At 45.4% G+C, this 19,875-nt stretch carries 17 protein-coding genes; 13 read left to right on the top strand and 4 right to left on the bottom strand.

The genetic code is table 11. The features are described from left to right. The first annotated feature begins 221 nt into the window (after positions 1–221). The 9 genes from AB4Z30_RS03480 to glyA all read left to right on the top strand — a co-directional run bounded on the left by AB4Z30_RS03480 (position 222) and on the right by glyA (position 9,429). Positions 222–1,211, top strand: a complete 990-nt coding sequence (locus tag AB4Z30_RS03480; RefSeq protein ID WP_441923323.1) for a LacI family DNA-binding transcriptional regulator — start codon at positions 222–224, stop codon at positions 1,209–1,211. Beyond that, positions 1,204–2,082, top strand: a complete 879-nt coding sequence (gene rbsK / locus AB4Z30_RS03475; RefSeq protein WP_441923321.1) for a ribokinase — start codon at positions 1,204–1,206, stop codon at positions 2,080–2,082. The genes AB4Z30_RS03480 and rbsK overlap by 8 nt, the downstream gene beginning before the upstream one ends. A gap of 44 nt (positions 2,083–2,126) precedes the next feature. Next, positions 2,127–2,528 carry a D-ribose pyranase gene (gene rbsD / locus AB4Z30_RS03470; protein WP_441923319.1) on the top strand — a complete coding sequence of 134 codons (402 nt, stop codon included), beginning with the start codon at positions 2,127–2,129 and terminating at the stop codon, positions 2,526–2,528. A 14-nt stretch (positions 2,529–2,542) separates the two neighbouring features. Beyond that, positions 2,543–4,024, top strand: a complete 1,482-nt coding sequence (locus AB4Z30_RS03465) for a sugar ABC transporter ATP-binding protein (RefSeq protein WP_441923316.1) — start codon at positions 2,543–2,545, stop codon at positions 4,022–4,024. 1 nt (position 4,025) lies between these two features. Next, positions 4,026–4,997: an ABC transporter permease subunit gene (locus tag AB4Z30_RS03460; protein WP_090915883.1), complete on the top strand. Its 972-nt coding sequence runs from the start codon at positions 4,026–4,028 to the stop codon at positions 4,995–4,997. A 15-nt stretch (positions 4,998–5,012) separates the two neighbouring features. After that, positions 5,013–5,945, top strand: coding sequence for a ribose ABC transporter substrate-binding protein RbsB (rbsB, locus tag AB4Z30_RS03455; RefSeq protein WP_441923314.1), 933 nt, complete (start codon positions 5,013–5,015; stop codon positions 5,943–5,945). Positions 5,946–6,173: 228 nt separating this feature from the next. Beyond that, entirely contained in the window at positions 6,174–6,917 is a 744-nt protein-coding gene (locus AB4Z30_RS03450; protein WP_441923312.1) for a YggS family pyridoxal phosphate-dependent enzyme, read from the top strand. A 20-nt stretch (positions 6,918–6,937) separates the two neighbouring features. Beyond that, complete coding sequence (locus tag AB4Z30_RS03445) at positions 6,938–8,143, top strand: benzoate/H(+) symporter BenE family transporter (RefSeq protein ID WP_441923310.1); 1,206 nt, start codon at positions 6,938–6,940, stop codon at positions 8,141–8,143. Between the two features lie 26 nt (positions 8,144–8,169). Then, positions 8,170–9,429 (top strand): serine hydroxymethyltransferase, encoded by a 1,260-nt coding sequence (glyA, locus tag AB4Z30_RS03440; protein WP_441923309.1) that lies wholly within the window; start codon positions 8,170–8,172, stop codon positions 9,427–9,429. A 62-nt stretch (positions 9,430–9,491) separates the two neighbouring features. On the opposite strand, the gene pdxR is transcribed toward glyA, so the two are convergent. Further along, positions 9,492–10,922 carry a MocR-like pyridoxine biosynthesis transcription factor PdxR gene (gene pdxR, locus AB4Z30_RS03435; protein ID WP_441923308.1) on the bottom strand — a complete coding sequence of 477 codons (1,431 nt, stop codon included), beginning with the start codon at positions 10,920–10,922 and terminating at the stop codon, positions 9,492–9,494. 252 nt (positions 10,923–11,174) lie between these two features. On the opposite strand from pdxR, the gene AB4Z30_RS03430 reads away from it, so the two are divergent. The 4 genes from AB4Z30_RS03430 to AB4Z30_RS03415 all read left to right on the top strand — a co-directional run bounded on the left by AB4Z30_RS03430 (position 11,175) and on the right by AB4Z30_RS03415 (position 16,322). Then, on the top strand, positions 11,175–13,256 hold the full coding sequence (locus AB4Z30_RS03430; RefSeq protein ID WP_441923307.1) for a serine hydrolase domain-containing protein: 2,082 nt from the start codon (positions 11,175–11,177) through the stop codon (positions 13,254–13,256). Positions 13,257–13,602: 346 nt separating this feature from the next. Continuing rightward, entirely contained in the window at positions 13,603–15,051 is a 1,449-nt protein-coding gene (locus AB4Z30_RS03425; protein WP_441923306.1) for an amino acid ABC transporter substrate-binding protein/permease, read from the top strand. Further along, positions 15,044–15,772 carry an amino acid ABC transporter ATP-binding protein gene (locus tag AB4Z30_RS03420; protein ID WP_441923304.1) on the top strand — a complete coding sequence of 243 codons (729 nt, stop codon included), beginning with the start codon at positions 15,044–15,046 and terminating at the stop codon, positions 15,770–15,772. Before AB4Z30_RS03425 ends, AB4Z30_RS03420 begins: the two co-directional genes overlap by 8 nt. 163 nt (positions 15,773–15,935) lie before the next feature. Further along, the gene (locus tag AB4Z30_RS03415; protein WP_441923302.1) at positions 15,936–16,322 is read left to right on the top strand and encodes a hypothetical protein; all 387 of its coding nucleotides are present in this window, start codon (positions 15,936–15,938) and stop codon (positions 16,320–16,322) included. A gap of 190 nt (positions 16,323–16,512) precedes the next feature. Here the strand turns inward: AB4Z30_RS03415 and AB4Z30_RS03410 are convergent, their stop codons facing one another. From AB4Z30_RS03410 to AB4Z30_RS03400, 3 genes are all read right to left on the bottom strand, one after another. Beyond that, the gene (locus tag AB4Z30_RS03410; RefSeq protein ID WP_441923300.1) at positions 16,513–17,802 is read right to left on the bottom strand and encodes a glycoside hydrolase family 27 protein; all 1,290 of its coding nucleotides are present in this window, start codon (positions 17,800–17,802) and stop codon (positions 16,513–16,515) included. A gap of 117 nt (positions 17,803–17,919) precedes the next feature. Continuing rightward, entirely contained in the window at positions 17,920–18,801 is an 882-nt protein-coding gene (locus tag AB4Z30_RS03405) for a helix-turn-helix domain-containing protein (protein ID WP_441923298.1), read from the bottom strand. Positions 18,802–18,860: 59 nt separating this feature from the next. Beyond that, positions 18,861–19,721, bottom strand: a complete 861-nt coding sequence (locus AB4Z30_RS03400) for a helix-turn-helix domain-containing protein (protein WP_441923296.1) — start codon at positions 19,719–19,721, stop codon at positions 18,861–18,863. Positions 19,722–19,875 lie beyond the last annotated feature (154 nt).

Here is a 19,875-nt window from a genome sequence, read left to right as displayed (position 1 = left end):
ATGCCTTATAGACCATATCATAAAATACAGCGTTTGTGTTGGGAGAAAAGATGGAGAAAGAGGTAATCCAGCTCTAGTGCATAATTAAAGCAGCTTAAATTGGAGGGTATTTTTGAAATTAAAGTACTCCGGGGTAATTTTCCAACAAAAGACCCCTTGCCAAATGAAAAAGAATGTGATAATTTATGTCTGTAACCGGTTACACATAAGGAGAACATTCCATGACAACAATTAAAGACGTAGCAAATCTGGCCGGTGTATCCGTAGCCACGGTATCCAGAGTGATTAATGACAGGGGCTATGTGCACGCAGATACTCGCAAGAAAGTTGAAGATGCTGTCAAGGCACTTCACTTTTCACCGAATGAAGTGGCACGTTCACTATACACACGCAAGTCGAAACTGATTGGTTTACTGCTTCCAGACATTGCGAATCCTTATTTCCCTCAGCTTGCGAGGGGGGTGGAGGATCGGATGCAAGAGCAGGATTACCGCTTAATATTTGGAAACAGTGATGAGGATGAACGGAAGGAGCAGGATTACATCCAGACGTTTATCCAGAATAACGTAGTGGGTGTGATCTCATCCACCAACTACCCTCACTCTTCGATATATGAAAAGCTGAAGATTCCCGTCGTCTTTTTGGACAGAACTTCGCTGGATCGACCTTCGGTCTATGCCGATGGCAGAGAAGGCGGAAGGCTTGCTGCCAAAGAGATCATCAAACGGGGTAGCAAACGAATTACCGTTATGCAAGGACCATCCCATATTCGGCCGGCTCAAGATCGGTTTGAAGGAGCGATTGAAGTCATCCGTGAAGCAGGCCTCGATCATGAAGTCATTCAAACAACCTCGTTTTCATTTAATGAAGCAGGGGTATGGGCGGAGGAACTGTTTAGAAAATATCCGGATACGGATGGTGTTATTGCCAGTAATGACATCGCTGCAATGGCTGTATTACATGAAGCCTATCGAATCGGGAAGAATGTTCCGCAGGACGTGCAGGTTATCGGGTTTGACGACATTCCGATGAGTGGTTTATTGTCACCTGCATTGTCTACAATTCGTCAGCCGGCATATGAAATGGGCAGAGAAGCGGCAGGATTACTTATTCAGTTAGTAGAGCAAAATAACATGGAGAATAAAAACATACAGTTGCCTGTGTCCTTCATTGAACGGGGAACAACGAGAAAGGTGAGAAACGATGGCTAACATTTGTGTGATTGGAAGCAGTTCAATGGACTTGGTCGTGACATCTTCCAGAAGACCGGGCGCGGGAGAAACCGTGCTTGGTGAAAGCTTTAAGACAGTACCCGGCGGGAAAGGCGCCAATCAAGCTGTGGCGGCAGCTCGTATGGGAGCCGAAGTTGTCATGATCGGCCGTGTTGGAGATGATACATTCGGTACAGATATTTTAGAGAACTTTAAAGCGAATCGTGTAAATACAAGCAATGTGAAACCGGTTACACATTCCGAAAGCGGTACGGCTCATATCATTTTGGCAGAGGGAGATAATAGCATTGTGGTGGTTGAAGCGGCCAATCGTGAAGTGACACCTGCTTATGTGGATGAGGCTGCTGAAGCGATTCGCAACGCGGATATTGTGCTGATCCAGCAGGAGATTCCAGAAGAAACAGTGATTCATGTCAGCCAATTATGTGCCGAATACAAAACACCTTTATTACTCAATCCGGCTCCTGCCCGTGCGGTTCCACAAGAGGTGATTGACAACGCATCTTATATTACACCCAATGAGCATGAGGCCGAAATTTTGTTCAAAGGCATGAAGCCTGCGGAAGCTCTACGTCAATATCCAAACAAATTATTCATAACGGAAGGCAGCAAGGGTGTTCGATATTTTGACGGTAATGAAGAGGTCCTTGTGCCAACTTATAAAGTGGATGCTATAGATACAACCGGAGCTGGCGATACGTTTAATGCAGCATTTGCAGTCGCTCTGGCTGAGGGAAAATCGATTCAGGACAGTGTGCGTTTTGCCAATCGGGCGGCATCGTTATCCGTAACCAAGTTTGGAGCACAGGGCGGTATGCCAACCAGGGACGAAGTAGAGGAGAGCCTATAACGTACTAAAGGGAAGTCTGCAAATGAAATAAAGGGGAACTTTATATGAAAAAAAACGGCATCTTGAACAGTCACATCTCTAAAATCTTGTCTGATCTGGGTCACACGGATCAAATCGCCATTGCGGATGCGGGCTTGCCCGTTCCGGATGGTGTGCTCAAGATTGATCTGGCACTCAAACTCGGTACACCAAGCTTTCGTGAAGTACTGGACGTCATAGCGGAAGATATGGTGATTGAGAAAGTCATCGTAGCAAGTGAGATCCATGAAGGAAATCCGCAGACACTTGCATACTTGAATCAGAAATTTGATTCGCAGGTCATCGACGATAGCCAGAACCATGAGCAGTTTAAAGCGTTAACCCGGCACGTGAAGGCGGTTATTCGTACAGGTGAGGCTACACCGTATGCCAATTGCATTTTACAATCGGGAGTTCATTTCGGTTAAAAGGAGGCAGCACCATGCACATTCAGATGCATCATATCCATAAAGCGTTTGGCACAAATCAAGTATTAAGCGGTGTGGATTTCGAATTAAAAGAAGGCGAGGTTCATGCCCTGATGGGGGAGAACGGGGCCGGCAAATCAACGCTCATGAATATTCTGATTGGGCTGCACCAGCGTGATCAAGGGACGATTGAGATTGATGGTAAGGAAACGTATTTTGGAAGTCCAAAAGAAGCTGAGCAGCTTGGGCTTACGTTTATTCATCAAGAATTGAATGTCTGGCCAGAGATGACGGTACTGGATAACCTATTTATAGGTAAAGAGATATCGTCCTCCATGGGGTTGCTTAACACAAAACAAATGAAAGCGCTTGCCAGTGAACAATTCGCCAAACTATCAGTGGATATTCCGCTTGAGCGTCCTGCAGGAGAGTGTTCTGTCGGACAACAGCAGATGATTGAGATTGCCAAAGCGCTTATGACCGAGGCCAAAGTCATTATTATGGACGAGCCTACGGCTGCTTTGACCGAACGTGAGATCCAGAAGCTGTTTGGTGTCATACGTTCCTTGCAAAAGAACGGCGTATCCATTGTATACATCTCTCACCGGATGGAGGAAATCTTCACGATCTGTGATCGTATCACCATTATGCGTGACGGGCGAACCGTCGATACCAAGGCGATTCCTGATACGAACTTCGATGAAGTTGTGCGCAAGATGGTTGGCCGTGAGCTGACCGAGCGTTATCCTTCCCGTAAGCCAAAGTATGGTGAAGTGATACTGGAAGTTCGAAACGCGAACCGGAAGGAATTGTTCGAAAATGTCAGCTTTGATGTGAAAGCTGGCGAAATACTAGGATTCTCTGGTCTGATGGGCTCAGGGCGAACAGAGATCATGAGAGCGATATTTGGTCTGGATCGTTTGGACAATGGAGAGATCAAAATTCGCGGTAAAAAGGTGAACATTCGCAAACCGTCCGATGCGGTGAAGCATGGAATCGGTTTTATTACTGAAGACCGGAAGGATGAAGGGCTGGTGCTCGACTTTTCCATCCGTGAGAATATGGCACTGACAAATCTGTTCAGCTTTTCAAGCAAAGGTTTCATCTCGACCTCCAAAGAACAGGAGTTTGTTGACACACTGATCAAACGGCTGCAGATCAAAACCCAATCCTCGGAAACCGCGGCTCGTAACTTGTCCGGGGGGAACCAGCAGAAGGTTGTCATTGCCAAATGGGTGGGTATTGGTCCAAGTGTACTCATTCTGGACGAGCCTACACGCGGGGTAGACGTTGGAGCGAAACGTGAGATCTATCAGCTCATGAACGAACTGACAGACCGCGGTGTCGCGATTATCATGGTTTCGTCCGAACTGCCTGAAGTGCTGGGAATGAGCGACCGCATTGCCGTTGTGCATGAAGGTCACATTACCGGTGTATTACCGAAGGAACAAGCGACACAGGAACACATTATGACTCTAGCTACAGGGGGACAGTAACATGACAACAATGCAGGACACTAAAACAGCCAAAAGCGGGTTCCGCTTGTCTAGCGTAACACAAAAACTCGGTCCATTACTCGGATTAATCATCCTGATTGTGATTGTTTCGGTGCTTAATCCAAGTTTCTTGGAACCGCTTAACATTCTGAACCTGCTACGTCAGGTTTCCATTAATGCCTTGATTGCATTTGGCATGACGTTTGTTATTCTCACTGGCGGGATTGACTTGTCGGTTGGCTCTATACTTGCCTTATCCAGTGCGTTCGTAGCCAATATGATGTTATCCGGTCTTGATCCAATTCTGTCCATCATCATCGGGGTGGCCCTTGGTGGAGTCATGGGTATGGTGAATGGACTTATGATTACCAAGGGGAATATGGCGCCATTTATCGCAACCCTTGCTACAATGACCATTTTCCGAGGTTTGACGCTGGTATACACCAACGGTAACCCGATAACAGGTCTGGGGGATAGCCTGCTGTTCCAGTTGTTTGGACGCGGTTACCTGCTTGGCATTCCGGTACCGGCGATTACGATGCTGATTACCTTTGTCATTCTGTGGACCATTTTGCATAAAACGGCCTTCGGCCGCAAAACGTACGCCATCGGCGGTAATGAAAAAGCTTCCATCATCTCGGGTATCAAAGTATCCCGCGTCAAAATTATGATCTACTCCCTTGCAGGTATGCTTGCTGCGCTGGCCGGCGCGATTCTGACATCGCGTCTGAATTCCGCTCAACCTACAGCAGGTACATCTTATGAGCTGGATGCCATCGCTGCAGTTGTGCTGGGTGGAACAAGCCTTTCTGGCGGCCGCGGACGCATTGTAGGTACATTGATTGGTGTGCTGATCATCGGTGTACTGAATAATGGTCTGAACCTGCTCGGTGTGAACTCCTTCTACCAGATGGTCGTGAAGGGTGTCGTTATTGCTATCGCTGTCCTGCTGGACCGCAAGAAAACCGCTTAAGGGAGAGAAAACAACATGAAAAAATGGACACTAACGCTTGTTAGCATAATTCTGATCGTTGTTCTAGCCGGATGTTCGCTGGAGCCGCCAGGCTGGGCGAAACCAAAGTCAGCCGGAGGTAAGGAACAGAAGAAAATCGGTTTGTCGATCTCGACACTGAACAATCCGTTCTTCGTTTCACTGAAAGATGGTGTCGTAGCAGAAGCACAGAAACAAGATATTCAGGTTGTTGTCGTAGATGCACAGAACGATTCTGCGAAGCAAACGAACGATGTGGACGATCTGATTCAGCAGGGCGTTGATGCCTTGCTCATTAACCCGGCAGATTCCGCTGCAATATCTACAGCGGTTCAATCCGCCAATAGTGTTGGCATTCCAGTGATTACGCTTGACCGCTCGGCAGATAAAGGTGAAGTTGCAGCACTTGTAGCTTCCGATAATGCAAAGGGTGGACGCATGGCTGCCGAATATATCGTGAAGCAATTAGGTGAAGGCGCCAAAGTGATCGAGCTTGAAGGTGTACCAGGTGCCTCAGCTACCCGTGAGCGTGGCAAAGGTTTCCACGAGATTGCAGACCAAAAGCTGGACGTGGTTGCGAAACAATCCGCTGACTTTGACCGTTCCAAAGGGTTGAATGTCATGGAGAACTTGTTGCAAGGTAACCCAGAAGTGCAAGCCGTGTTTGCTCACAATGACGAAATGGCTCTCGGTGCCATTGAAGCAATCCAAAGTTCGGGTAAAGATATCCCGGTGATCGGATTTGACGGTAATGATGATGCCATTAAATCGATTCAGGATGGTAAGCTCACGGCAACCGTAGCTCAACAGCCGGAGTTGATCGGACAGCTTGCATTGCAAGCCGCACTGGATGTGCTGAGTGGTAAACAAGTGGAGAAATCCATCCCGGCTGAGTTGAAACTGGTAACGAAGGAAAACGTGAATCAATAATTTAATATTTATAAGGAAATACACGAATCCCGCTCTGGCTGAGAAAGCCGGAACGGGATTTTTTATCGTGAAAATCATAGATAGTTTAACTCGAATTAGGCTCATACCTGACTACAATTACATATTACAAGTTTTGGATTGCGGAAATATCACATATTTGGATATACATATTCAGTCCATAGATTGTTATACTGTCAATCAAATGATGAGTAGAAAGGGGCATCCGGCTTGGATCATCCGGTGGAAGAAAATTTAAAAATGGTTAGAAAACAAATGGCACTGGCTTGCAAGGCTTCTGGACGAAATGTTAACGATGTGCAGCTGCTTTTAGCTACGAAAACGGTACCGCTTGAGAAGTTACAGATAGCCGTGCAGGCAGGTGAACATTTGTTTGGAGAAAACAAGGTGCAGGAATTGCGAGATAAATATCCTCTTATGGAACAGTCCAAAGCGGTGGAATGGCATTTTATCGGACATCTGCAGACGAATAAAGTTAAGGAGGTTGTGAAGTATGTGACAATGATCCATTCGGTGGATCGTCTGAAGCTCGGGCAGGTGTTACATGACCAGCTTGTCAAAGAACAGCGGTCGATGGACATTCTGGTACAAATCAATACGTCCTATGAGGAAAGTAAATTCGGTGCTTCTCCAGAGGATGCAGTGGAGCTCGTTGAACAATTGTCTCAATTTGAAACGCTGCATGTAAAAGGATTAATGACGATAGGGAAGCTGCATGCATCAGCCGATGAGACCCGCCAATGTTTTCGCTTGTTGAAACAGCTCAGCACACAGATCAGAGAGAGAAACATCCCACGTGTCGAGATGGAAATGTTATCGATGGGCATGTCCGGTGATTTCAGTATGGCGATTGAAGAGGGAGCGACGATCGTTCGTGTGGGAACCAATGTGTTTGGCCCACGTTATCTGCCCGATGAATATTACTGGAATGAACATACAAAGATAGAAGATTAGTTGAGGGGCAGGGGTTTACATTGAAAACAGCATCTAATAGGATTCGCGGGCGCGATTTGATATCGCCAGTGACCGCCGCTTTAATTTCTGTAATTGTCAATTATGGAGGGACCTTCATTCTTGTGTTTCAAGCGGCCAAAGCAGCAGGGTTAAGCCCGGAAATGACCGCTTCCTGGATATGGTCCATTTCGATTGGCGTCGGGATCACGGGGATTTGGCTTAGTTACCGCTACAAAGAACCTATCATAACAGCGTGGTCTACTCCAGCTGCAGCCTTCCTTGTCTCCATGCTGGCTGTAACTCCTTATTCTGAAGCCATAGGTGCTTATATGATATCCGCCGTGGGTTTTGTCATTTTGGGCATGTCTGGCTTGTTCGAACGGTTCGTGCGATTAATTCCGCCAGGGATCGCTTCCGGTTTACTTGCAGGCATTTTACTCCAGTTTGGTATCTCCGCGTTTGAAGGGGCCAAGGTCGAACCTGGATTGGTTATTCTGTTGTTCACTGCTTACATCGCGTTAAAACGGTTTACATCTCGCTATGCAATCGTTGGTATATTGGTTCTCGGCCTGATCTATCTGATGATTATGGGGAAAACCGATTTTAGCTCCATTCAGCTCGCGGTCGCTTTACCTGTATTCACTGCGCCTGAATTCTCAATTCAAGCGTTGCTCGGTGTGGCCCTGCCGTTATTTATTATTACGCTGACGGGGCAGTACATGCCAGGTATGCTGATTCTTCGCAATGATGGTTTTCGAACGAGTGCCAACCCTATCTTAACGGTAACTGGTCTGGGTTCACTAATCGCTGCACCATTCGGCTCACATGCATTTAACGTGGCAGCCATTACCGCAGCCATATGTACAGGCAAAGATGCGCATGAAGATAAGTCCAAGCGTTATATTGCGGGCATTGCCTGCGGAGTCTTCTACATAACTGTCGGAATTTTTGGCGTGACCTTAGCCGCATTATTTTTAATTCTTCCTGCAGCTTTTATCGCCACCTTAGCAGGGCTGGCTTTGCTTGGAACGATCGGCGGTAGCCTGGCTAACGCTCTGGCGGACCCGAACGGACGAGAAACGGCATTGATTACATTTTTAGCAACAGCCGCTAATGTAACTTTGTTTKGTATCGGTGGTGCATTTTGGGGACTTGTGGCTGGAGTCATGGCACATCTTATAATTCATCATAAATTTGCCAAAAAACAACTTGGAACGAATGCTTAAGAAATAAGGAAGGGATGATGGTCAAGATGTTAAAACATATAGAGAATCAAGATAAAACAGTGGCTGCAGCAACTCGTCACGAGCTGGCAAGGCAGCGGGATACGATAGAACTTATTGCTTCAGAGAATTTTGTGAGCCAAGCCGTAATGGAGGCCACGGCCAGCGTATTAACCAATAAATATGCAGAGGGCTATTCGGGCAGAAGATATTATGGTGGATGCGAGCATGTTGATACGGTAGAGGATATTGCTAATCATCGGTTGAAACAACTATTTGGTGCTGAACATGCGAATGTGCAGCCGCATTCCGGTTCACAGGCGAATATGGCTGTATATCTTGCCTCAGTCGCGATGGGTGATACGATTCTTGGAATGAATCTTGCTCATGGCGGTCATCTGACGCATGGAAATCTTGTTAATTTTTCAGGAAGATTTTATCACTTTGTTCCCTATGGTGTTGATCCAGAAACAGGTCTTATTGACTTTGACGAAGTTCGAAAACTGGCTCACAAACATCGTCCACGAATGATCGTTGCAGGCGGAAGCGCATACCCGAGGCGTATTGATTTTGAGCTTTTTGCTCAAATTGCTTCCGAAGTGGGAGCCTTACTGTTTGTAGATATGGCACACATCGCGGGCATTGTTGCAGCAGGATTACACCCTAACCCCGTACCGCATGCACATATTGTATCAACCACGACACATAAGACGCTGCGAGGTCCGCGTGGAGGTGCTATATTGTGTAAAGAATCCTGGGCAGGGGCCATCGATAAAGCTGTTTTTCCGGGAACGCAGGGAGGGCCATTTATGCATATTATTGCGGGAAAAGCAGTCGCTTTTGGGGAAGCAATGCAATCTGATTTCACTGTCTATATGAGAAATGTTTTGAATAATGCGAAAGTAATGGCGGAAACGCTAATCAATGAAGGACTTTCTCTTGTTTCTGGAGGTACCGATAATCACCTCATTCTCGTTGATCTGCGCAGCGTTGGCCTTACTGGGAAAGACGCTCAAATTATGCTGGATGAAGCAGGCATTACGGCAAACAAAAATTCGATTCCTTACGATACAGCAAGTCCATTAGTTACAAGCGGCATTCGGTTTGGAACGCCAGCCATGACAACCAGAGGACTTGGTGCCGGGGAGATGAAAGAAATTGCCGAGCTGATCGCACTTGCTTTTAAAAATCCAGCGAACACTAAAGTAAAGCAGCACATATCAGGTTGTGTACGCGAGATCACCTCACGATTTCCTCTGTACGAAACAGGGACAACGTTCACTTCATAAATAAATCGAACCCGCTTGCAATCTTCTCTAAATTTTGATTGCAAGCGGGCTCTATTCCATTGTTATAAAACGGTCCGGGCAAATCGAGAGATGCCTTCTTCGATTCGTTCTTCATTTACTTTTGCAAAACCTAATACCCACCCCTTACGATCACTCTTCAGACAGTATCTACTTAGAGGATAAACACACACACCCTGCTTGCGGGCAGCAGAGGTTATTGCTGCTTCGTCACATGAATCATCTGCTTCAAGAAGCATATGTAATCCCGTTTCTACTCCGCTTAATCTAAAACGCGAACTAAGACCGGAAGAATGGATAGCTTTGGTCATGACCTCGTGTCTACGGCGATAAACGTTACGAACCCTTCTCATATGGCGCATAAATTGCCCCCGCTCAATAAAATGATTTAGCGTTAGCTGCTCCATTATGGGGAGATGGCGATAAGTCAGTTCATGAATCTGGGTAAGCCGCTCAATCGCTGCTTGAGGTCCTATAATTGCGGATAAACGTATACCGGGCGCGATCATTTTGGAGAAACTCATCATATATAGCGTATTCTGAGGCAGTTGGCTGAACAGGGTGGGAATCGGCTCGCCACGATATCTGAACTCGCTATCGTAATCGTCCTCGATAATCCACATGCCACGTTCTCCGGCCAATTGCATGAACTGCTGTCTGCGCGGCTCTGACATGATGATTCCAGTCGCGCATTGGTGTGAAGGGGTGACAAATACGAGCCTTGATTCTGGATGGATGCGATCTACACATAGTCCCTGCTCATCAACAGGTACGGCATCAATCTGCATATTGCGGTACTTCATGGTGGTCCAGGCAGCAGGAAACCCGGGGTCCTCCACAGATACTCTGTCTCCTTCAATTAGAAGTGCCTGCGCAATCAAATCAATGCTGTGTTGTGCACCTGAAGTTAACAGTATCTGATCAACTTCAATATGAATTCCTCGTTCTAGTGACAAGTAACGCTGGATCTGTTCACGCAGCGGCAGGAAACCTTGGGCATTGCCATACGACCAGATATCAAGGTTGGATTCAGCAGACACCTGCAAAAAAGATTTTCTCCAAGATTGCGTGAACGTCTCATCGATGTAAGGCTCGTGAGGGTTGAAATCAATGTCCAGCTGCGGTGCATCATGATCTCCAAACCAGCTCTGCAGTTTGGCAATGGATTCGTGTACTAAAGGCAGTACGGGAGGTACAGGCCCAGACTGTGGCTCCTCTTCTAGAGAACGAAGCACCTGGATCGAATGGCTGACTCTTGTTCCACCGCGACGTGAGGTTACCGTATACCCCCGGCTGAATAATTCTTCGTAAACGATCTGAATTGTAGACCGTGAAACACCGATCCGCCCGGCTAACTCACGTGACGGAAGCAGCAGTTCACCTGGAGGCCAGTTCCCGGTTGTAATGTTATGAATAGCCTGGTCGAGCAACTGCTGCCAGATCGGACGATCATCATTTCGGTTCACTTTTAACATTGTAACAACTCCGTTGTTGTTGAATTTATGGATTGTATATGAATTGAACATGATAAAATTTCGGGCATTCCATTATAGGGAATATTATCATGACAATGGTTCAAGCTGCAATGATGAATCACGATTATATATTTATTTGACTGTTCATTTTGAGTTCATATTCAGGACGCGGATAGTTCATTTTCATCACTTATACTGCGTTAGGTAACAGCTCAAACACGACGACCATTGAGCGGAGCAGAATAGGAGAAGATGAATTTGACACGAAAAAAAAGAACGTCCCTCGTCGCCATGACCTTGGTATTTGCAATGTTAACTCCCACAGCTGCATATGCAGCCGAGGTTCCTGGTAAACTAGACTACGGGTTGACTCAAAAAGCAGTCACCGCGAAAACCAACACACTAACCGAAACCTACGGTGTTGCAAGTGTACAGTACACACTTATGGATGGAGGAGAGATCGTTCTCTCAGGACAAACAGGGATCAACGATCCTGCCAAGAGTATACCACTTACGTCAGAAACGATGTATGGCATAGGATCAACAAGTAAAATGTTCCTCACAACCGCGGTAATGAAGCTGGTGGACGAGGGTAAAGTGAAACTGGATGATCCAGTGGTTAACTATATTCCTGATTTTAAAATGAAGGACAAACGTTATAGTCAAATTACAGTACGTATGTTATTAAATCATTCAGCAGGACTGCTCGGCACATCCAGTAACAGTGCTATTCTGTTCGAAGATCCGGATACGCACGCACATGATACATTACTGAATCAGTTAGCCACACAGCATTTGAAGGCAGATCCTGGAGCCTATTCGGTCTATAGTAATGATGGATTTTCTTTAGCTGAGATTCTGGTGGAGCAAGTTAGCGGTTTGAGTTTTACGGAATTCTTGCACCGTAACATCACGACACCTCTTGGCATGAATTATACCAAAACTCCGCAAGATCCGTTGAATCTGAAACAAATGGCAACAACATACTCCGCCAAGAAAGAACAACAGCCATTGGAGACAACGAACATGATTGCTTCAGGCGGTATCTATTCCACAGCCGAAGATTTGGTGAAGCTGTCACAGGTATTCACGAATGAGAAGAATGGTGTTCTATCCAAAGAATCAGCGAAAGCTACCGGACAGGAAGAGTACAAACGGGGAATATGGCCGGAGGACGGTGATTCATCAATTGCCTATGGGCTTGGATGGGACAGTGTAAACTTGTTTCCGTTCAATCAATACGGCATCAAGGCGTGGACTAAAGGTGGTAATACCATCGCCTATCATGCCTCTCTGATTGTACTTCCTGAGCATAACATGGCTGCAGCAGTTACATCTTCAGGAGGTTCAAGTTCAACGAATCAATTGATTGCAACGGAGCTCTTACTCGGTGCGCTTGAAGAAAAAAAGCTGATTCCAGAGCGTAAACCGGAGAAGTCACATGGAGTACCTGTGAAAGCAGAGATGCCGAAGGAAGAGATGAATTATTCGGGAATCTATGGCGGCGGTGCTAACATGTTGATGAAACTGGATGTTCAGGAGAATGGGCAACTCACGATGTCGATGTTAGCGGCACCGAATAGCCCGAAACAGACGTACACCTACACTACTGACGGTTCTTTTGTGAATGCAACAGGTACAGAGAAAGTGGAGTTTGTTGAGGAAGGTAACGGAAATACCTATCTTTGGACACGGTCGTATCAATCGGTATCTGGACTCGGACAGCTTGCTTCATCAGAGTACAAGGCACAGAAGCTTCAAGCGAATCCATTGTCGGATGAGGTTAAAGCTGCGTGGCAAACGCGTGTTGGTAAAGCGTATGTACTGGTGAATGAAAAGCATACCTCGACTCTATATAATACAGCAATGCCGCTTATACCTATTCAGTTCCCCAGTGAGTTACCAGGGTATATTTATACGAATGCCATTACAGATGTGGATCGAGCTGTGAATCAATTGCAAATCCCGGTTGTGGCCGGACGTGACTCGATGGAATTTACTTTTTTTAAACAAGACGGTGTGGAATATGTGTCGCAAGGAGGCAACATATATGCCAGCCAGGATATCGTGAAACCAATGTATGAAGGTCAGCAATCAAAAACGACGATTCAGTCGAATGGTTACGCCAAATGGTTCTCGATTCCGAGTACGGCTGGAGGGAAAGAAATCAAAGTGAACTTACCCTCCGATGGTTCATTTGTTGTATATGATGCGTCTGGTGCCAGTCTGAATCATAGCGTAGTCAGTGGTCAAACGGCAATGGTACTGCCCGAGAGAGGCTACATAGTCTTTGCGGGTGAAGCCGGGTCTGTATTTGAGATTACGTTAAAATAAAGCTTGTTACTTGATATATACAAAATGATACTGTTTTTAAAAAATAGCTGAGCGATCTTAAGAATTAAAGTTTTTCGATTGCGAATTCATGCTTAGCCATAAAATAGCTAAAAAGTCGCATTTTGCGGCTTTTTTTGCGTTTAATGTTTCAAATTTAAAGTTTAGGTTTCGCTAACCTGACCTCCAGGGTAAGTATAAGAGGACTTTTACAAGTTCATTGTAGAAATGCCATGGAAACAAAAATGAAGGTGGGTAGAAAGAGCATTGATTGGTCAAGAGCTGAGAATAATAACCCTAGCATGATTCGGGACATACGTATGGCATGACGTCAAGACGAGGAGGACATATGAAGAATAACAGGATTACATTACTTATACTTACCATGGTGCTGCTTCTGGTGTCCGGCTTTACAGGTTGGATGGGAAGTGTGCAGGCACAATCGGATTCCGGCAAAACTTATGTGATCGGTACCGACATTACCTTCGCACCGTTTGAATATGAGGATATAAACGGAGAACTTGTCGGCATTGACATGGATATCCTTGCAGCGATTGCGAAGGACCAGAATTTCAAATATGAGATCAAAGCCTTAGGTTTTAACGCAGCCGTGCAGGCACTGGAATCCAATCAGGTAGATGGTGTCATTGCAGGTATGAGTATTACGGATGAACGTAAAACCCAATTTGATTTTTCTGATATGTATTTTGAATCAGGCGTTGTTATGGGCATTAAAGCGAGCAATGATACAATAAAAAGCTATGAAGATCTCCGTGGTAAAAAGGTGGCAGTAAAAACGGGGACGGAGGGGTACCGTTTTGCTGAAGCGAACGCATCAAAGTATGGCTTTACCATTGTACCTTTTGATGATTCGGCGCTAATGTATGAAGATGTGAAAACGGGAAATTCGGCAGCATGTTTCGATGATTATCCTGTGTTGAAATATGGGGAGAATCAGAACAACGGACTGAAAGTTGTAACTGAACCAGAAAAAGGTGCCCCTTACGGCTTTGCTGTAAGTAAAGGTAAAAACCAGGAGCTGCTGCAGAAGTTTAATGCAGGCCTTGCAAACATCAAGGAAAGCGGAGAATACAAGCGTATTGTAGATAAATATATAGGTGACAATGCGGAGACTGTTGCAAGCCTAGGACGAATGGAGCTTGTGGTCAAGTCTCTTCCGGCCCTGCTAAAGGGTTTGGGTAAAACTCTTTTATACACAATCATGTCTCTGTTCTTCGCGTTTATTATTGGTTTGATCTTCGCCTTTATGAAAGTAGGGCGTAACAGAGTTTTGCGCGGCATTGCCACCGTATTCGTTGATATTTTCCGCGGTATTCCGTTGCTTGTACTCGCGTTCTTCATTTACTTTGGTATTCCTCAGGCATTTGGCTTTACGATGCCGCTGTTCCTTGCAGCGATTCTGACGCTGAGCTTAAATGCCGGAGCATATGTTACCGAGATTATTCGTGGGGGTATTCAATCGATTGATCGCGGGCAGATGGAGGCGGCTCGTTCACTCGGACTTCCGTATCGCAAAGCGATGATGAAAATTGTCATTCCTCAGGCGATCCGTGTGATGATTCCATCATTTATCAACCAGATGGTTATTACGTTGAAGGATACGTCCATCTTGTCCGTTATCGGGCTGGTTGAGCTTACACAGTCGGGTAAAATCATTATTGCCAGATCCTTGGCCTCGTTTGACATTTGGTTAACGGTTGCGATAATGTACTTGATCGTTATTGTTATACTGACTAAAATTGCCGATTATCTGGAGGTGAAAATCCGTCGTGGGTAAAATTAGAATAGAAGGTCTGAAGAAAAGTTTTGGTTCCAATCAGGTGTTGAAAGGAATAGATGTTACTGTGAACGAAGGAGAGGTTGTATGTGTGATCGGCCCTTCCGGTTCGGGGAAAAGTACATTTCTGCGTTGTATTAACTGTTTGGAGGATATCACTGCGGGCCGTGTTATTGTCGATGATCAGGACTTAAACAGCAAAGATATCGATATCAATAAAGCCCGTGAAAACATCGGCATGGTATTCCAGCATTTTAATCTGTTTCCACACTTCAGTGTGCTCAAAAATATAATGTTCGCGCCAATGGAACTTGGCAAATTAAATAAAGCACAGGCACGGGACACGGCTCTTCGCTTGCTTGACCGTGTCGGTCTGGCAGATAAAGCAGACAGTTTCCCAAGCCAGCTCTCCGGTGGACAGAAGCAGCGTGTAGCTATCGCACGTGCGTTAGCGATGAATCCTGACGTCATGTTATTCGATGAACCTACTTCGGCACTTGACCCGGAAATGGTTGGAGAGGTGCTTGGTGTGATGAAGGACCTCGCGCGCGAAGGTATGACGATGATCATTGTTACGCATGAGATGGGCTTTGCCCGCGAAGTTGCGGATCGGGTGATTTTTATGGATGGCGGATATATTGTTGAGGAAGGTAATCCTGAACAGATTTTTGGCAAACCGCAGCATGAACGGACGATCAGCTTTTTGGAAAAGGTGCTCTAATCTCATATAAATTGTTGATGAACAAAGAAGTCGCGAAAGCGGCTTTTTTGTTTTGTCATTGATTGCATATAAGACTATAATAGAATTCCTGAAAACAGTAAATATTTGTATCTAACAACCTTATAACACCCTTGAAAAAACCACTGAAAAGGAGTATTAATCTATGACCGAATCCCTATCTGAGATTGTACAAAGACAATCGATCAAAGCCTTTCAGTCAGTGATCCGCAAGTCGAAAAATGCACTGCAGAATATGGTGGAGAAGGGAGCAAACACATCTGTTATAGAGAAACGGCTTCATGCGTTTATCGTCAGTTTAGATATACTGGAACATACATGGAATGGGAAAGAAGATCAACATTACGACAGCTTGGAAATATCCGAGGCACGTCAAGTTATACTAAATCTCCTTCCTTCAATTGAACGAATGATGGGGAAGTCTGCAACGGGAACACCTCAATATACCTTGCTCGAGAGAAGAATTCGAGCTTTCCAACTTGCTGTGCAGGCGATGGAACAGAAATGTGTTGAGGTACTTGACAAAGATTGATTCAAAAGGTAATGGAGGGAGGTTAGTCTCAAGGAGAAATGAATGAATCATCTGCATTGTTCTGATAAAAGCTGAACGTGTTTACTCAAGCCAAACGGTTACTTATCCGTTGATTTTTAAAAAATTGAAAAGAAGAGGTCTGTCCTCAACGACAGGCCTCTTCTTAGTGGAATGTTTCAGGAGAAATGGTTCACGTAAAACGGTACAGGCGCACACCATGCGAAGGCACATTGGTTTGTATTATATCTCCGTTAACTTCTGTCACATCGCCACTCCATAATTCAATTCCCTGGCTTGCAACGGAAGGAGATAAACCAACTGTAATGAGATGAAGTTCCACCGGGAGCACTTGCTGCTCACCAACATTAAACACAGCGATATAAGTGGAGCCATCCACATGAGCTGCGGTCCATACGATCAGATCGCCTTGACGTAACACTTCTCTTGCACTATGGCTCTCACGATGCATACGCAGAACCTCACGGTTCGTCAGCAAGGACAGTGTCCAGTCATCGTTATCCCGTAACTCGCCACCAAAGATGAGAGGAGAACGGAAGATACTCCACAGGGACATCATTGTCAATTGCTCGTCCTTAGTGAATCTTGTCCATCGATCGGCTCCACCCCCATCCACAGAGCGAATACCAATGTGCCCCAGAGGCAACATATCACAATCCGGCCAACATCCCTCCTTAGGAAGGCCCTGCCACTTACGACAGCGGTCGAACATATCTAGCAAAAGTGGCCATTGATCCCAGAAATCATCGGTCACCCGCCACATGTTAGCCTGTTCCGCAAAAAAATCAGCGTATTCCACGGGGGCAGGACCGGGAGAAAGACTTAATACCATGGGACGTCCGGCACGTTTGATCGCCTTCGAAATCATTTCAATCTCAGGCTGATGTGTGTCATATAATCTCGAGGCAGCGATATCATCCACTTTGACCAGATCAACACCCCATGAAGCATACAATTCAAATAGCGAATCATAATAGGCTTGTGCGCCTTCTTTGTTGTAATCTACGCCATACATATCTGTGTTCCAAGGACAGATGGAGTTGGTATGAGCGATCTCACGGGCGGTAGAGTTGGTCCCCAATAGAACTGTATTCGCATGAACAGCTTGCCTTGGAATTCCGCGCATAATATGAATGCCGAATTTTAGTCCCAAACTGTGAACATAATCAGCAAGTGGTTTGAATCCCTGACCTTCTGCAGCAGAAGGAAAGCGATTTTCTGCAGGCATCAGACGTGAGTACTCATCCATAATCAGTGGAGCGAACGGGCGGTATTGTGATGAGTTTGCCAGAGGTTCATACCATTGAATATCAACGGTAATGTAGCTCCAGCCATATTCTTTCAGATGTGTAGCCATGTACTCCGCATTGCCACGAATTTCCTTTTCAGTGACAGCAGCGCCGTAGCAGTCCCAGCTGTTCCAGCCAAGAGGAGGTGTTGGTGCAACATGAGTATGATCCATTGAAAGGCTCCTTTACCTGAACGTAATTTAAATTATTGCTCTAATCACATTTATCATAATGAACAGAAATACAATAATCTACAGTAATGTTAAGTCTTCAATAGCAATATATTGCGGTTAGTCGAAAAATAATTTCCGATATACCAGACTCTCGCCACCGCTTCGAAATTCCCCTGGTGTGAGTCCAGTTAATCCTCGAAAAGCTTTGATAAAATAACTTCCACTGGAGTATCCCACTTGTACTGCGATCTGTTCAATGCTTAGTGTCGTGCCCCGAAGGAATTCCATCGCTTTCTCGATTCGAACACGGGTGAGATAGGCACCTGGAGTGAGACCTGTGCTGGCCGAGAATCTACGAATAAAGTGATATTTAGATAGAGCAACACGTTCTGCAAGCTGATCCACGCTGATCATACTGGCGTAATCGGTCTCGATATACTTCGTAGCCTGCTGAATATGTTCCGGCCAGTTCTCTCGATTATGACGTGCAGTCGTCTGTAAGCGAACAAGCTCTGTCATGAACTGATACACACTGGATGAGGCAATCAAAGGGTCCGTTATCCGCCCAGCCGCAGCATCCGTTACAATCATTCGCAGCAGACGGATGGGAGTCGAATCCATGGGGAGAGAAGCAACCTCACCTGCTTCTCGCACAAACTTCTGCCAATGAGCTTGAATAAGATCAGGACGGAAGAGTAGGAAGATGAAATGCCATGGCTCAGCACACTCAGGATGATAATAATATCGATGCGCGCTCGGGATCTCAGCAAGAAAAGCCTGTCCGGAGGTCACACGGTATGTACGGTCTTTACTTTCATAAATACCTTCTCCAGCAAGGGTGTACTGAAATAATAGAAGAGGACCATCCGTTCGATCCAGTCCATCCCAGTAATAGGATGGCTCAGTAATGATATCGGTTCCCGTTGCATAAAGCTTGCATAGGTCAAGTTCACGATCTTCGGCAAATCGAAAACCATAAGTACCTTTTATAATATCCATCTCTTTCCTCCAATCTTGGATACTATGCTCAATCTACACTTATGTTCACTATATAACTATCATTGAAGTTCTGGATCTAAAGGGTTACGTGCAAACTTGCCGGGCGATGTTCCGACCAGCTTGGTAAAGGTACGAATAAAATTGGCATAATCGCCGAATCCAGACTGATAACAAGCCTCGGTAATACTCATGCCTTCAGTTAGGCAACTTTTGGCGAGCTCAATCCGGCGAGTAAGAATATGGTTTCGAATTGTAAGTCCGGTGTGTATTTTGAATTGACGGCTGATATAACTGCTGTTGGTAAATAGTTTCTCTGATAAGTGCTGAAGTGTTAGAGATTCGGTCAGATTCGTTTCGATATAGTCCATCGTATTACGAACCAGTTCAGGCATAATGTCGGTGGGCACAAAATCCGTATGTTTAAAAGCCAGATTGGTCATGAGAAGCAGTCGGGCGATCAGCATATTTCTCATAATATCCGCACCGTAGTCTGAGATTAGCAACATTTGCTCCACTTGGGTTGCAAGATTGAGAAACTGTTCTAACTCCTCTTCATTCAAATGAATGATATTCCCCTTACCTTTAGGCCGATGTTCAAAACAGGCAGAGAGGTTGGTAGATGATGTGGATAATCGATTAAGATATGATTTTTGCAGATTAATTGTGATCCGTTCATATTCATTCTTGTCGAGTGCAAAGGACCGGTGCATTTCCTCTGGACTTAAAACAATAAGATCACCTCGCTCCAGATGGTAACATCGATTCTCGATATAGAAATTCACATTGCCACGAAGAAAAATGTACAACTCATACCCATTATGACGATGATAGAATGTGCCCATATTGTAGGTCGTGACACGATGCAGATACAGCAGATCCATCTGAATGGGGTCATACAGGTACTCCAGCGATTCATTCATATCATGAAAGCCTCCTAATCGTTTGGCGCAATAAATATCACGATCTAAGCAATGAAATTGCGAACCTGAACCTATAAAATGGTACCATCCTAGCATCTTGGTTTAAAATTTGCAAGCGTTTTCTGAAGTGACAGGGAAAACAGAAAGAGAGGGT

Source organism: Paenibacillus sp. 2TAF8 (assembly GCF_052114825.1).
Lineage (GTDB): Bacteria > Bacillota > Bacilli > Paenibacillales > Paenibacillaceae > Paenibacillus.
Note: the sequence above shows the minus strand (reverse complement) of the source record. Positions and strands in the feature narration are given on the sequence as shown.

Bases quoted from the DNA above. Each gene is read 5' to 3' on its own strand.
- AB4Z30_RS03480 (WP_441923323.1), top strand. From the start codon at position 222: ATGACAACAATTAAAGACGTAGCAAATCTGGCCGGTGTATCCGTAGCC.
- rbsK (WP_441923321.1), top strand. From the start codon at position 1,204: ATGGCTAACATTTGTGTGATTGGAAGCAGTTCAATGGACTTGGTCGTG.
- rbsD (WP_441923319.1), top strand. From the start codon at position 2,127: ATGAAAAAAAACGGCATCTTGAACAGTCACATCTCTAAAATCTTGTCT.
- AB4Z30_RS03465 (WP_441923316.1), top strand. From the start codon at position 2,543: ATGCACATTCAGATGCATCATATCCATAAAGCGTTTGGCACAAATCAA.
- AB4Z30_RS03460 (WP_090915883.1), top strand. From the start codon at position 4,026: ATGACAACAATGCAGGACACTAAAACAGCCAAAAGCGGGTTCCGCTTG.
- rbsB (WP_441923314.1), top strand. From the start codon at position 5,013: ATGAAAAAATGGACACTAACGCTTGTTAGCATAATTCTGATCGTTGTT.
- glyA (WP_441923309.1), top strand. From the start codon at position 8,170: ATGTTAAAACATATAGAGAATCAAGATAAAACAGTGGCTGCAGCAACT.
- pdxR (WP_441923308.1), bottom strand. From the start codon at position 10,922: ATGTTAAAAGTGAACCGAAATGATGATCGTCCGATCTGGCAGCAGTTG.
- AB4Z30_RS03430 (WP_441923307.1), top strand. From the start codon at position 11,175: ATGAATTTGACACGAAAAAAAAGAACGTCCCTCGTCGCCATGACCTTG.
- AB4Z30_RS03425 (WP_441923306.1), top strand. From the start codon at position 13,603: ATGAAGAATAACAGGATTACATTACTTATACTTACCATGGTGCTGCTT.
- AB4Z30_RS03415 (WP_441923302.1), top strand. From the start codon at position 15,936: ATGACCGAATCCCTATCTGAGATTGTACAAAGACAATCGATCAAAGCC.
- AB4Z30_RS03410 (WP_441923300.1), bottom strand. From the start codon at position 17,802: ATGGATCATACTCATGTTGCACCAACACCTCCTCTTGGCTGGAACAGC.
- AB4Z30_RS03405 (WP_441923298.1), bottom strand. From the start codon at position 18,801: ATGGATATTATAAAAGGTACTTATGGTTTTCGATTTGCCGAAGATCGT.
- AB4Z30_RS03400 (WP_441923296.1), bottom strand. From the start codon at position 19,721: ATGAATGAATCGCTGGAGTACCTGTATGACCCCATTCAGATGGATCTG.